The sequence below is a fragment of the Holdemanella hominis genome (assembly GCF_014306155.1).
In the GTDB taxonomy this organism is placed as follows: Bacteria; Bacillota_I; Bacilli_A; order Erysipelotrichales; family Erysipelotrichaceae; genus Holdemanella; species Holdemanella hominis.
In genome coordinates this window covers 1-14,389 of record NZ_JACRWH010000058.1, presented here as the reverse complement: position 1 = coordinate 14,389, position 14,389 = coordinate 1, and the positions used below count along the sequence as shown (strand labels likewise).

The 14,389-nt window shown below is 34.6% G+C and carries 14 protein-coding genes and 1 pseudogene; 2 read left to right on the top strand and 13 right to left on the bottom strand.

Annotated features, from left to right (window positions below; all coding sequences use genetic code 11):
* The first annotated feature begins 243 nt into the window (after positions 1–243).
* Positions 244–2,112: an ATP-dependent zinc metalloprotease FtsH gene (ftsH, locus tag H8911_RS10445; RefSeq protein ID WP_186999619.1), complete on the top strand. Its 1,869-nt coding sequence runs from the start codon at positions 244–246 to the stop codon at positions 2,110–2,112.
* A gap of 102 nt (positions 2,113–2,214) precedes the next feature.
* On the opposite strand, the gene H8911_RS10440 is transcribed toward ftsH, so the two are convergent.
* The 3 genes from H8911_RS10440 to H8911_RS10430 form a co-directional block, all read right to left on the bottom strand.
* Complete coding sequence (locus H8911_RS10440) at positions 2,215–3,246, bottom strand: 3-deoxy-7-phosphoheptulonate synthase (protein WP_186999618.1); 1,032 nt, start codon at positions 3,244–3,246, stop codon at positions 2,215–2,217.
* A 748-nt stretch (positions 3,247–3,994) separates the two neighbouring features.
* On the bottom strand, positions 3,995–4,504 hold the full coding sequence (locus tag H8911_RS10435; protein ID WP_186999617.1) for a GNAT family N-acetyltransferase: 510 nt from the start codon (positions 4,502–4,504) through the stop codon (positions 3,995–3,997).
* Complete coding sequence (locus tag H8911_RS10430) at positions 4,491–4,991, bottom strand: nitroreductase family protein (RefSeq protein WP_186999616.1); 501 nt, start codon at positions 4,989–4,991, stop codon at positions 4,491–4,493. The genes H8911_RS10435 and H8911_RS10430 overlap by 14 nt, the downstream gene beginning before the upstream one ends.
* A 108-nt stretch (positions 4,992–5,099) precedes the next feature.
* Here H8911_RS10430 and H8911_RS10425 point away from each other — a divergent pair, with 108 nt between their 5' ends.
* Positions 5,100–6,596, top strand: a complete 1,497-nt coding sequence (locus H8911_RS10425; protein WP_186999615.1) for a carboxypeptidase M32 — start codon at positions 5,100–5,102, stop codon at positions 6,594–6,596.
* A gap of 41 nt (positions 6,597–6,637) precedes the next feature.
* Here the strand turns inward: H8911_RS10425 and H8911_RS10420 are convergent, their stop codons facing one another.
* From H8911_RS10420 to H8911_RS10375, 10 genes and pseudogenes are all read right to left on the bottom strand, one after another.
* Positions 6,638–6,877, bottom strand: coding sequence for a hypothetical protein (locus H8911_RS10420; protein ID WP_255466355.1), 240 nt, complete (start codon positions 6,875–6,877; stop codon positions 6,638–6,640).
* A gap of 284 nt (positions 6,878–7,161) precedes the next feature.
* Positions 7,162–8,061 (bottom strand): ketopantoate reductase family protein, encoded by a 900-nt coding sequence (locus H8911_RS10415; protein ID WP_186999614.1) that lies wholly within the window; start codon positions 8,059–8,061, stop codon positions 7,162–7,164.
* Positions 8,051–8,635: a VanZ family protein gene (locus H8911_RS10410; protein ID WP_186999613.1), complete on the bottom strand. Its 585-nt coding sequence runs from the start codon at positions 8,633–8,635 to the stop codon at positions 8,051–8,053. The genes H8911_RS10415 and H8911_RS10410 overlap by 11 nt, the downstream gene beginning before the upstream one ends.
* 54 nt (positions 8,636–8,689) lie before the next feature.
* Positions 8,690–9,100, bottom strand: a complete 411-nt coding sequence (locus tag H8911_RS10405) for a gamma-glutamylcyclotransferase family protein (RefSeq protein WP_186999612.1) — start codon at positions 9,098–9,100, stop codon at positions 8,690–8,692.
* A gap of 36 nt (positions 9,101–9,136) precedes the next feature.
* Positions 9,137–9,445: a thioredoxin gene (trxA, locus tag H8911_RS10400; RefSeq protein ID WP_117926679.1), complete on the bottom strand. Its 309-nt coding sequence runs from the start codon at positions 9,443–9,445 to the stop codon at positions 9,137–9,139.
* Between the two features lie 28 nt (positions 9,446–9,473).
* The gene (locus H8911_RS10395) at positions 9,474–10,358 is read right to left on the bottom strand and encodes a Cof-type HAD-IIB family hydrolase (protein WP_186999611.1); all 885 of its coding nucleotides are present in this window, start codon (positions 10,356–10,358) and stop codon (positions 9,474–9,476) included.
* Between the two features lie 2 nt (positions 10,359–10,360).
* Positions 10,361–11,740: an amidophosphoribosyltransferase gene (gene purF / locus H8911_RS10390; RefSeq protein ID WP_186999610.1), complete on the bottom strand. Its 1,380-nt coding sequence runs from the start codon at positions 11,738–11,740 to the stop codon at positions 10,361–10,363.
* Positions 11,741–11,801: 61 nt separating this feature from the next.
* The gene (locus H8911_RS10385) at positions 11,802–12,908 is read right to left on the bottom strand and encodes an AI-2E family transporter (RefSeq protein ID WP_186999609.1); all 1,107 of its coding nucleotides are present in this window, start codon (positions 12,906–12,908) and stop codon (positions 11,802–11,804) included.
* A gap of 21 nt (positions 12,909–12,929) precedes the next feature.
* Positions 12,930–13,538, bottom strand: a pseudogene (locus H8911_RS10380) (sugar isomerase domain-containing protein); the annotation flags it as partial.
* Between the two features lie 113 nt (positions 13,539–13,651).
* Positions 13,652–14,389: RNA-guided endonuclease TnpB family protein (locus tag H8911_RS10375; protein WP_186999608.1), on the bottom strand; the 738-nt coding region annotated here is incomplete at its 5' end.

Below are 14,389 nucleotides of genomic sequence, written 5' to 3'. Positions count from 1 at the left end.
CCTAAATTTAATCCAATATTCACATTTTCAAAGATCAATTTAAAACTAACTAAAAAATCTAGTTATTTTGTATTTTCAAACTTTTTCATAAAAAACACTTGAATTTTATATAGTTAGCTCCCTAAACATTCCTATTATAGCATTTTCTTTTAAATTATGTGGAATTATGGAATATGTAGCACTCCGCTTGCGAAAGTGCTAATAAGGTGTATAATGTAATCAATTTCTTAAGGAGGAACACTCATGAACAAACAAAAGAAGCCTTTATATAGATATTACATGATCATATTGATTGTCATTATGGCTCTAAACTTTATCATATTTCCTATGTTTCAACAATCTAAACTTGAAACCACAAACTATTCTGATTTCTTAAATAAAATTGAAGAAAAGAAGATTGATACCGTTCAAATTGAAAATCACAATATTTATTACACATTAAAGAAAAATTCAACAGATAAAACCTATAAAACAGGTGTTATGAATGATTCAGATTTAGTCAACCGATTGGATAAATCTGGAGCTAAATTTGGACAAGTCTATCAAGAACAAATGAATCCAATTTTATCGAGTTTAATTTCCTTTTTCTTACCATTAATCATTTTCTGGGCATTTGGATCATGGATGTTTAAGCGTATGCAAAAGAAAATGGGCGGAGATGATCAAATGTCATTTTCACAAGGCTCTGGTTTTGGTCTAGGCAATCTAGGAAAGAGCAATGCCAAAGTCTATGTTGGTGAACAAACGGGAAAAACATTCAAGGATGTAGCTGGACAAGAAGAAGCGAAGGAAAACTTACAAGAAATTGTAGACTTCTTAAACAATCCAGCTAAATATAAAGAGATTGGTGCCAAGATGCCAAAAGGAGCCTTATTAGTCGGTCCTCCTGGAACCGGTAAAACATTACTTGCCAAAGCCGTTGCGGGTGAGGCTGGCGTTCCATTCTTCTCGATTTCAGGTAGTGAATTCGTAGAAATGTTTGTTGGTAGAGGAGCCGCTAAAGTGCGTGACCTATTTAAACAAGCTCGTGAAAAAGCTCCATGTATTGTATTTATCGATGAAATTGATACCATTGGTAAAAAACGTGATGGCGCAGGCATGAATGGTAATGATGAGCGTGAACAAACATTGAACCAGTTGCTTGCTGAAATGGATGGATTTGATGGATCCAAAGGCGTCGTATTGCTTGCCGCCACAAACCGTCCTGACTCATTAGATCCTGCTTTAACACGTCCTGGTCGTTTTGACAGAAGAATTCCAGTTGAACTTCCTGATCTTGCCGGTCGTGAAGCCATTCTTAAATTACATGCCAAAGACATCAAATGCTCTAACAACATTGATTTTAATGTTATCGCAAGAGCTAGTGCTGGAGCTAGTGGTGCCGAACTTGCCAATATTATTAATGAAGGGGCTTTATTAGCGGTTCGTGATCATCGTAAAACGGTGGTTCAAAAAGACTTGGAAGAAGCCATTGAAATCGTTATTGCCGGTGAACAAAAGAAGGGAGCAGTGATTTCAAATCGAGAACGAATGATTGTTTCTTATCATGAAATTGGACATGCACTAGTGGCTGCTAAATGTAAAAACACGGCTCCCGTTCATAAAATCACAATTATTCCTCGTACAAAAGGGGCTTTGGGATACACTATGCAAGTAGAAGAAAACGAACAAAACCTATTGTCAAAAGAGGAAGCTTTCCAAAAGATCATGGTGTATACAGGTGGTCGTTGTGCTGAAGAATTAATTTTTAATTCGATCACAAGTGGTGCGAGCAACGATATTGAACAAGCCACGAAACTAGCCAGAGCCATGATTACACGATTAGGAATGTCGGATGAATTTGGTATGACAGCTTTAGAAACAGTAAACAACCAATATTTGGGTGGCGATACATCCTTAGCTTGTTCAAATGAAACAGCGACTAAGATTGATGAGGCAACCATCTCATTAATTAAAAAAGCACATGACGAGGCTTATCAAATTCTAGAAGACAACAAAATGAAGTTACATGAACTTGCCAAATTCTTATATGAAAGAGAAACAATTACGGGTGAAGAATTCATGTATATCTTAAATAAGCCAGCTGAAATTTCTACAAAGGAAACATATTAAGAAAAGGATGAAGATCATTTAAAATCTAAAATGGTACCCATAAGGAGGACAACAACGTGACAGTTGTGATACTCACTTGTGGGTACCATTTTACAACGCTTCCTAATCGCACAACTCATATAAATCTAAAACCAATTGTTCTGTCTTATCCCAGCCAAGACAAGGATCTGTGATCGACTTTCCATACACATTACCATCTGTTGGCTGATTTCCATCCTCTAAATAACTTTCAATCATTAAGCCTTTCACCAGCTTTTTGATATCTTCCGATTTACTTCTAGAATGCATAACATCCTTGGCAATACGAATCTGTTCTAAATATTGTTTATTTGAATTCGAGTGATTACAATCTACAATACAAGCCGGATTCTTTAAATCTGACTTTTCATATAAGTGAATCAACTCCATCAAATCTTCATAGTGATAATTCGCATGCGCATGATTGAACTTATCCACATATCCTCTTAATATCGCATGAGCTAGTGGATTTCCCTCAGTCTGTACTTCCCAGCCACGATATACAAATCTTTGATCGGCTTGCGCTGCCACAATAGAATTCATCATGACTGTAAGATCTCCACCTGTCGGATTCTTCATTCCTGCAGGAATTCCTACACCACTAGCCACAATACGATGTTGTTGATTTTCAACGCTTCTTGCCCCTATGGCAACATATCCTAATAAATCCGATAAATACGCATGATTTTCTGGATACAGCATCTCTTCTGCACAAGTAAAACCAGTTTGTGTTACTACATCTGTATGCAGTTTACGAATCGCAATGATTCCCTTCAACATATCCTCTTCGGCATGTGGATCTGGCTGATGCAACATCCCCTTATATCCAACACCCTTTGTACGAGGTTTATTTGTATAGACACGTGGAATCATAAAAATCTTATCTTTTACTTTTTCCTGTAAAACAGCCAAACGATTCATATAGTCTAAAACCGAATCTTCACGATCCGCACTACAAGGACCAATAATTAAAATTAAACGATCATCTTTTCCAGTAAAAATATCTTCAATTTCCTGATCTCTTTGTTTCTTGATTTTTTGCACCTTATAAGGCAAAGGAAACTCCTTCTTTAATTCTTCTGGAGTTGGTAACTCCTGTATCTTCTTCATATCCATATTCAACATCCCTCTTTAATCACCCTTTGACAATATCATATTCTAAAAATTTTTTCAAAAAAAGAAAGATGAAGTCAAACTCCATCTTATTTTAATGATTCAACAAATTCTTTGATATGCTTTGCATCTAAACCATAATAATCCAATAAATTTGCATAACCATTCCTTTATCGGTATAATACAAATAGAGAAAAGCTACTGGAAAAGCAGTGGCTGCTCTGAAATATAGTTAATGCTGAAGCACTAATCTATTTCCATTGCTAGTGGTGATTAGTGCTTTTTGCATTTTTCTATAATAATCAATGTTACTTTTAGTATTTCTACTATGGCAAATAAAACAAAAGCAACATCAATATGTAGATATATATGCATAAGCTTTCCTCCTGCAAAAAAATAGAAGGATCTACTTACCTGGAATTCAAGATTCAAGGCTTTAAATCTCCTTAACAAGAGGCAACCACCAACCACATCCAGTAGCCAATTTTTATTATAAAGATCCAATGTGAAAACATTATTAAATCCGGTAAATTTTTAAAAAATTGTTTTATAAACACAAAATAAATCACCCAGTTATATCAGATGTCTCAAAAGGAAAAAAATCATGATAGGTTACCAAATTCATCTAAGGTAAATTAGGTATGCATGATTCTTAAAGAATTATTGACACTATTTATATCGATTAAATACTTAGATGAGTTTGGTAGCCTATTATGAAGGAATTATTTTCGAACTAGAAAAAGGACACTTATTAAAATGTCCCTAATCGATATTCTAAGATGTAATCATCCATGATGAAATCATTTCCTATATCTGTCTGTACAGAATCAATCCATTGAAAACCAAACTTCTCATATACAGCTAGACTATGTTTATTATATTTATTACAAGTCAAATAAATAGATGAGTAACAATACTTTTCTGCCTGTTTCTTTACATACTCAAACATTTCAGTCGCATAGTGCTTTCCTCTAGCTGAATCCTTTAAATACAGTTTAGACAAGAATAAACGATCCGGCCGATTCTGCAAACCAATATATCCAACCAACTCATCACCTTCATATACCTTATGATAATGATACTGCTGATGTTTTACTTGGTCTTGCATGGCATCAAAACTTTGAAACTTTTCTACCATATAATCAATCTGTGCTTCTGAAATGATTCCAGGAAAGAATTCATGCCAAATCTTTTCGGCAAGAATAGCTATTTCTTTTAAATCATCCTCATTTTTACACTCAACAATATTAATACTTTTCATAATGCACCTTTGAAGAATCAAACTTATCTTTTACAACCTCTTCTTGATCTATATATCCAAATGAAATCATCCACATTGGAACAATTCCTTTTGGCAATTTAAAATATTGGTTTAAAGCCAAATAACGCTCTTCATTCGGATACACACCCAGCCAGCATGAACCAATACCCAAACTTTTCGCTTCAACCAACATATTCTCTGTAGCCGCTGCCAAGTCTTGTTGACAATAATCCAAACTATCATTCTTATTTTTATCTGCACAAACAACTATTCCCATAGCTGCATCTTTTAGAAAAGATGCATAGGGTGTCATTTGACTTAAATCCTTTAATGTATCTTTGTTTTGAACAACAATAAATTGCCAAGGCTGACTATTTCTAGCGCTAGGTGCACTAAATGCCGCCTTTAAAATCAAATCAATCTCTTCTTTTTTTAATGATTCTTGTTTATATTTTCTTATACTTGTACGATTAAAAATTGCATCCATACTCTTTACTCCTTTTTTCTGTATTATATCACCATTTTGAAAATTCGCTTTCATTATATAATGACTATTCTTTTCTTTGTGTTACAATACAAGAAGGAGGATTTAACCATGTTAAAATTTGAACCATTCTATCAAGAATACGAAAGAACATTAGATGCCTTCTCATTGGCATTCTCAACAATCTATTTTGAACAAATGACAATTGCACCTAAGAAAGGAATTCCTTATTCAAATGAAATGTTGTCTAGACTATCTAAACAAGCATTCATCATTGAAAATGATCCAGAAACAATCAAAAAAATCAAGGAATACGCAAAGACATTGCCAGAAGGAAGTTTAGAAAAGAAAGAAGTCGATTATCGTCTTGAAGCATTAGCTCAATCTGAAAACATTCCTAGTGATGTATATGCGAACTATGTCAAAGTCAAAGCAGATAGTGAACTTGCTTGGCATGAAGCTAAAGAAGCAGATAACTATGAACATTTCAAACCGCATTTACAAGCCATCATGAAAGAGACTTTGCACCTTTTAGAATATGATCCTAAATTCAATGGAAATAATGCGTATGATGTATTATTGGATCGTTATGAAAAGGGAATGACACAAGAAAAATATGATGCATTCTTTAATAATGTTAAAGAAAAATTAGTTCCATTAATTCATGAAATTCAAAACAAACCACAAATCAATGATGACTTACTTCATGAAACTTATGCAGTGGATCGCCAAGAAAAATTTATGGATGTTATTTGTGACTTCATGAAAGTAGATTTTGGTAAAGTATACCTTTCAACGACAGAACACCCATTCACAGATTTCTTCTCAAGCAACGACGCTCGTATCACAACACACTATTATCCAGACCAATTTTTGAGTGCTATCCTTTCAACTGTACACGAATATGGACATGCTCTTTATGGACTACAAATGGATCCTGCATTTGAAGGAACCATGCTTACACAAGCTGTTGGTTCGGCTGCGCACGAATCGCAATCTCGTTTCTTAGAAAACCACGTTGGTAGAAGTCATGCATTCTGGCAAGCAAACTATAATCAATTAGTAAATTTATTCCCAGAATTTAAAGATGTGTCTGTTGACGAGTTAGTAAACATGATCAATAAAACTGAATGTGCTTTGATTCGTACAGAAGCGGATGAATTAACATACCCATTACACATTATGGTTCGTTATGAAATCGAAAAAGAAATTGCGAAAGGCAATGTAGATTATGATAAGTTACCAGAACTATGGGCCGATAAATACGAAGAATATTTAGGTGTTCGTCCTGCAAACTATAAAGAAGGTGTCTTACAAGATATGCACTGGTCTACAGGCTATTTAGGATACTTCCCAACATACGCATTGGGTAGTGCTTATGCTGCACAATTGTATGCAACAATGGAAAAACAATTTGACGTAGAAGAAGCCCTACTAACAAACCACTTTGAAAAAATCACAAACTGGTTAAAAGAAAATGTACACCATTATGCTGCAAGTAAATCTATGGCTGAAATCGTAGAAGAAGTAAGTGGAGAACCATTTAATCCTGATTACTACACAGATTATTTAATCAAAAAATATAAGAAATTATACAATCTAGACTAACATGAAGAAGTGAGTAACATCACTTCTTTTTCATTCATTTATTATTCCTTTGAAAAATCCGACAAATCAATAGCCGAAGAAACATCTCCACGTTTAAAATCACTTACCGCACGATCCATATCTGCCAAGGTTCTAGATGAAATGCTCTTTGACACTGACAATTCCCGAGGTTTGAGAATAATACAACCATTTCCATATTCTTTAACATTGTAATATTGATAAGTCGCTCCTCTAAGAGTAATTCTTTTTTTGTTATCCAAATACGCAACATAATCCTTCATTATCAACACCTCCAATTCAAACATCAACATAAGCATTCCCATCTTTTATTATTAAAATATGCAATATTCTATTCTCTGTCAATCTTCTTTTACTTGTTCATTATCATTAAGAAGGATTGTATGCAACAATAAGAAAAAAAATTCATTTATTGATTAGTATGGGTAGAATGGTTAAAAAAAACTGATTAAATAGAATGAAAGAAGAGGTCAAATCAGTCAACATGGAAAAGGAAAAAATACATTCTACATTCTAAAAGAAAAGAAGTGAGTCAAATCACTTCTCTTTATTTATAGTCAAATAAACCGTCATTCTTTTCTTCCATCGCCTTGATGATATGATATACAAATTCATTATAAGGCGTTGGAATATTTAGTTCTATTCCCATCTTCATTATTGCACCCGAAAACATATCAATTTCCGTATGCCTTTTGGCATCCAAATCCTGCAGTGTAGAATATCTGGCCGTTTTAGGCACTGCACTACCACGTGTTGCACTTGGATCAGCCTTTGACATATCAATACCTTTAGCTTTTGCGATAGCCTCTAATTCATCCTTTAATCCAGACTGTATAGCTTTCACATGATCACTATCCGAATAACATCCAACACCTGCTCCAAGAATAGCTTGAGGTAAGTTTTTCGTTACATTTAAACGAAACTTATTCCATATTTCTTCCTGAATATAGGAAGTTGTTCGATAATGTAGATCACTTTGACTAAACAATTCATCGATTTCCTTATTTTCTTCTAGTACAATTCCAATCGTTGTTTCTGGATCAAATACATATCCTAAGTCTTCTTTATGACTTGCAACTTTAATCAATGAATACACCATATGCTGCATACCAATCTGATCACCTATGATTTGTTCACTATCCACACCATTCATTAAAGACATCACTAATGTATATTCACCTACAATTTGTTGAATATCTTCTAAAGCATCTGGCAATGCATTGTATTTTAAACATACAATAAGAAGATCTACTCCATGTGCTTCTTCAGGCGTTAATACTTCGGGATGATAAATGACATCATTGATTAAACAACCATTCTTTTTTAATCTTTCATTTCGTTCATCTTTTGCGATGACACTTAATTGTATATCGCACTTTGATAAACCATAAATACAATAGGAGCCAATAGCTCCCGCACCGAATATCGCAACCTTTTTAATTGTCATGTACTTCACTCTTTTCTTTTAAATGAACATGGTACTTTTCTTTTACATAAATTCCCAACAAGATTCCAACTACATATAGAGAAATATCCCCTAAATCAAATACGCCTCTATGAAAGATCAACTGCATAAATTCACACAGAAAACCAATGAATACAGAAACAATAAAGTTTTCTTTATTTGATGAAATAAGCAGTCCATTCACCCATGGCATAAACATAAAGTATCCAATATTAAATGCGAATACGATCCACTCTGTCCAAGAACCATAATAGATTTCTCTAAGACAGGCAAATGGATTCAATTGAATAATGCTGATACCTTGATCATAGCGTATCAATAGGGCAATAATCAAAAATATATAATATACAAAGAAAAACATGGCTCGATGTTTTACATTCCAGTTTTTCGTAAAAAACATCAACGCATCATATATAACAACCAGTTCAATGCACCATACGACGAATTGAATTGGATACCATCCCATGCCAAAAATTTCCATTAAAACAGCTGTGACGTAGTAATGAATGAACAAGGATAAAACTAAACTTAAAATTAAGTATCTCCAATTTTCCATTTTTAAAGTCCCCTTATTTTCTTTCTATTATGACACACCAAACCTTAAAATTCATTAAAAATCTAAAATTGAAGAATCCCAACCCATATCCTTATAGCCTTGTTTACAACGTTCCATATACGAATCGCTTGGTTTACATATTGGAAAACGATCATACATTTGGTAGATAAAACCAGTGGTTGTTTCATTGTTTTCTAATAATACCTTTTCTTCAAAACAATCATATAAGTATGGATAGTCTTCATATTCATCTAAACTCTTCTTATCCTTTTCACTCACATCCCATATAGCTACTCGCACAAAATCCCCTTTTTTCTTATCTACTGTAAGATAAGCTCGTCCAGGATTTCCACGATATGTAAGTGTATAGTTTTCAAGTCTTGCCAAAGATACAAACTTCGCATCTTTACATCGTTGCTTCATTTCTTCTTTGTTTAAATTACTTCCATATGCGATATAATACATATTTTCCCCCTAAAGAAAATAGGATGACGAATCATCCTATAGTTTACTTTCAATATTTTGCATCAACATTGCCTCAGGCATATATCCTGAGAATGCTGCAGCTTGTTGTCCTTTTTTAAATAGAATCATTGTTGGAACAGACATAATACCAAATCTTTGCGCTAAATCTGGACTTTCATCCACATCCACCTTTACAATTTTCACTTTTCCATCTAATTTATTTGCGACTGATTCAAGTACAGGTGTCAACATTTTACATGGTCCACACCAAGTTGCGAAAAAGTCGACTAAAACTGCATCTTCGTTCATTAATGCGTTAAATTCTTCTGTATTTACAATTTTCATACAAGGTTCCTCCTTATCTGATTCTATTCTATAACAAGCCTTTGCGTAAGTCCATTTCTTTGCCCGCCAACAAAGCATCAATGACTTTTCCAATACCATTATTCATATTTGTGTCCGTAACTACAGTAGCTGCATACTTAGCTTCATCCATCGCATTCCCCATAGCTACACCAATACCTACTTGTTGAAGCATCTTCAAATCGTTTTGTGCATCTCCAAAAGCCATGACCTCATTCATGCTGATTCCAAGCCTATCACAGATTTTCCACAATGCACTAGCCTTGTTGACATGTTTTGGCATAATTTCCAGCCAATCTGGACCAATCAACAATACATCATAATCACTTAAAGCCGCTTTAATTCCTTCAAAATTCTTTTCAAAGAATCTAGGAGAATGCACCATAATCACTTTATTGATATCTTGCGTCAAACGAATTTCTTCAAAAGGCAAATCAATAAAATTACGATTTTCTTTGCCATCCTTCAAGCCATAATCATCTGGCTCTCCTAAAATGGCATTTTTGACTTTTTTCTTTACACGATTCAATGAAGATATGTAACTATAAAAATCATATCCACATTGAAAAATTCCCTCTACACCAAATTGCTTACAAACTTTCTGAATCTTAACTCCATCTTCTGCCGTTAAAACATCATCCAAATCATATTCTTTATTTTCAAAATCATATACAACTTGTCCGTTTACCAATGCCAAAAAATGATTTCCATTTTCTAATCCCAATGGTTCATATACAAATTTACATCCGTTTTTATCTCGACCCGACGCAATCACAACGTGCATACCTTGTGCCATCGCCCTTTGAATCGAATCCACCGTTCTTGGATCCATTCTTTTCGATTCGTCTAAAAGTAAAGTTCCATCTAAATCAAAAGCCAAACACTTTATAGTCATAATTATTTATCCAACTCTTCTTGATATGAGAACAATTTTGTACAATATTCTCCATTAAAACATGCCAAGCATAAACCAACGCCATGCGTAGCTTCCTTCATTTCTTCTTCGGTCATAAAACGTAATGTATCCGCATGAATGTAGTCACGAATTTCTTCTACACTCATCTGAGCACCAATCAATTGATCCTTTGTAGAAGTATCTACACCATAGAAACATGGACTCGTGATGACTGGACTAGCGATACGAACATGTACTTGGGTAGCTCCTGCATCCTTCAATAATTGTACAATTCTTCTTGAAGTCGTACCACGTACAATCGAATCATCAATCATAACAATTGATTTTCCTTTAACCACGCTAGATACAGGACTTAATTTTAATCGAACGCTACGATCACGCATCGCCTGTGTAGGTTGAATAAATGTACGTCCTACATAACGGTTTTTAATCAATCCAGTTTCAAATGGAATACCCGCCTCTTCTGCATAACCAATGGCTGCTGATAAAGATGAGTCTGGAACACCAATAACGATATCCGCATGTAAATCTTTATCTTCTCTGGCAAGAATAGATCCTGTAGCCTTACGGAACGCATGTACATTGATACCTTCCACTACACTATCTGGTCTTGCGAAATAAATGTACTCCATTGCACACATATGGTTATCTGTATTTGTTGAATAAAATTCATGTTTCACAATACCCTTATGGAACTCTACGATTTCTCCTGGTTTTAAATCCACACTTTCATAAATTCCCATAACTTCAAAAGCACATGTTTCACTACTAATTACGTAGCCATCTTTACTTTTGGCATAACTTAAAGGTCTTAAACCATGACGATCACGAACCGCATAAATAGTATCCTCATTCATAACTAAGAAAGAGAATGCACCCTCAATACGATTTGCAGTCTTCATGACACGTTCTTTTAAAGTACCTTTTTGTTTCTGAATCAAGTGAAGAATAATTTCACTATCACTTGTTCCCTGGAAAATAGCCCCTTCATTTTCAAGTTCAATACGAAGCTCTTTCTCGTTAACAATCTGTCCATTATGAACGATAGCTAAACTTCCATTATGTCCCTTTGATACAATTGGCTGAATGTTTTCATTTTCCTGACCGCCCGCTGTACTATAACGAACATGCCCAACAGCTAATCTTCCGACCATAGAGTCTAATTTTTCTTTTTGAAAAACATCTACAGTCAAGCCTTTTCCTTTCTGTAAAGTGATATTTTCGCCATCTGAAACGGCAATACCACTCGCTTCCTGACCCCTGTGTTGCAAGGAATGCAAACCATAATACGTAATACTTGCTGCATTATCTACGCGATATGCACCAAACACACCACACTCTTCATGAATTTCATCAAACATAACTGATCTCCTTTGCCACAACATTATATCATGCATATAAGAAAAAATGGACGATTTTTCGTCATCCATTCATTTCTTTTAAGCGTTCTTTTCGATTTAGATATAAAACACCAATTTTATACACACTTGCCATTGTAGGAATTCCTAGAAACATACCTGGAATACCTGCTAAAGATCCAAAAATCACAACAGTCATCATGACATAGATTCCTGGTAATCCTACTGAATTTCCAACAACATGTGGATAGATCACATTACTTTCGATTTGTTGAAGAATACATAAATATAATAAGAACCAAAGAGACATAATTGGACTTACAGTAAATACCATAAACATACCAATCGCCCCACCAATATAAGCTCCAATCATCGGAATAATATTAATAACTCCAACTAATGTTCCAATCATAGCCGGATATGGCATACGTAGTATAATCATACCCAATGTGCATAGTGTCCCTAGAATAGTTGCCTCAATACATTGTCCACCAATAAAAGCACTAAAAGTCTGATTAATAATTTGCAAACACTTATCTATTCTACATTTCACAATTTCGCTTAGATATAGATTCGTTAAACGGTGATACAACTGAACGAATCTTTCTTTCTCTAATAAAACATAGATTGCGAAAATAAACATCAACACAAAATTAAATACACTATTCACTATGACTGTCACAACATTAAATGTCGTGCCTACAACATTGGTAACACCAGTCGAAAGAACATTAATACCGGATTGAATCAAATTTTTCCAGTTGATATCTAAGTTATTAATAGATTCCGCAAGCTGTGGATTGTTCTCAAATAAATTCACCAAAAATTTCTGTGTATTCTCAAAATATTTTGGCAATACAGCCACAATCACTCCAATAGCTTCGCTTAACGATGGAACAACGAGTGTAATTAAGAAATACACAAAAAGAAAAATTAAAATCAAAGAAAGAAGCAGGCTTGTTGCACGCTTCCCCTTCTTCATAAAACCTAAGCGCTTTTCAATCTTAGCCATAACCAAGTTAATCACAAAAGCCATCATAGCTCCAAACACTAAAACTCTACATGCATTCCATAATATAGATACCATAGAAATCAATGTATCCAATTTAATCAATCCAATAATGATGATTGTGATTCCAAATATATATATCCATAAATTTCTTTTATTCATAAGCACCTCGCCCCCTTTATTCTAATACATACGTGTATACTTTTTAAATAATTTATCATTTCTTTCTTCCGTACCATCACAGTTTAAAGAAGAAAAAACAGGTACTTCTACGTTGTGTTCGATCAAATATTCGGCACATGCCACATTGATACATTGTGCAATGAAAGAATTGGCCATACTTGATGTTGGACAAAACTTGGCATCCAAACCATCAATAGATAAAGCACAATCTCCAATTTCTCCACAATTATCAATGACAATATCTGCAATTTGGTACAAATTCTTTCCACAAGAATGACGAGAAGATTGAGCAGTTGTATGTTTCATACTTGTGATGGCAACTACATGTGCACCACGACTTTTAGCTTCAAGTGCAAGTTCGATTGGATAGGCATTACGCCCAGAATTGGATGCAATCAAAACGACATCACCACAAGATATACCATATAACTCTGCTAAGATTTTGGCATAACCACTAAGTCTTTCAATGTTTGAACTTTTTGTCGGATGCTCCGTCATCGTAAGTTCACTTGTCAAAATGGGAACCACAAAAGCTAAACCACCTGCACGAGCATACATCTCTTCTGCCATTGTATGGGAGTGGCCACTTCCACTTACGAAAAACTTATGACCTTCCTTGAACCTCTCATCACTGAAGTGACGAGATTATTGGGAACAGGTTTCTATCGAAACCTTTCTTACCAAGCTATCCCCGCAGTTCCTGCGGTTGTTTTTGTTTTTAGCTAATTTGCTAATATGCCTTGCATCAATATATTGATGGATGCATTTACATCTCTGTCATGTTCTGCATGACATTTTGGACATGTCCAATCTCTTACATTTAAATCTTTTGTTTCTTCATTCTTATATCTGCAACAATGACAGGTTTGACTGCTCGCATAGAATGTGTCTACTTTCTTGATCACCTTTCCATACCACTCGGCTTTATATTCTAGCTGTGTGGTAAACTTTGACCAGGATACATCCGATATAGACTGGGCTAGATTGTGGTTTTTAAGCATGTTCTCTACTTTTAAGTCTTCGATGCAGATGATGTCATATTCTGTAATGATTCTTGTAGATAGTTTGTTGACAAAATCCATTCTTTGATTCGCTATCTTTTCATGAAGTCTCGCGATTTTGATTCTGTTTTTGATCCAGTTGCAGCCGCCCTTTGTTTTTCGTGACTGCTGCTTCTGTAGCTTTTTCAGTTTCTCAATCGACTTCTTCAGATATTTTGGATTCTCTACCTTTTCTCCATTGCTCAATATGATAAAATCCTTGATACCTAAATCTATACCTGTTTCATTGTATGTTAGTGGAAATAAGACTTCTTCTACATCCGTATAACATAATGAAACGTAATACTTTCCACTTGGTACTTGTGATACCGTTGCACTCAGTAGTCTTCCTTTAGGTGCTCGTGTTTTCTTTATCTTTACAAGACCAATCTTAGGAAGCTTGACCTTATTTTCATAGAG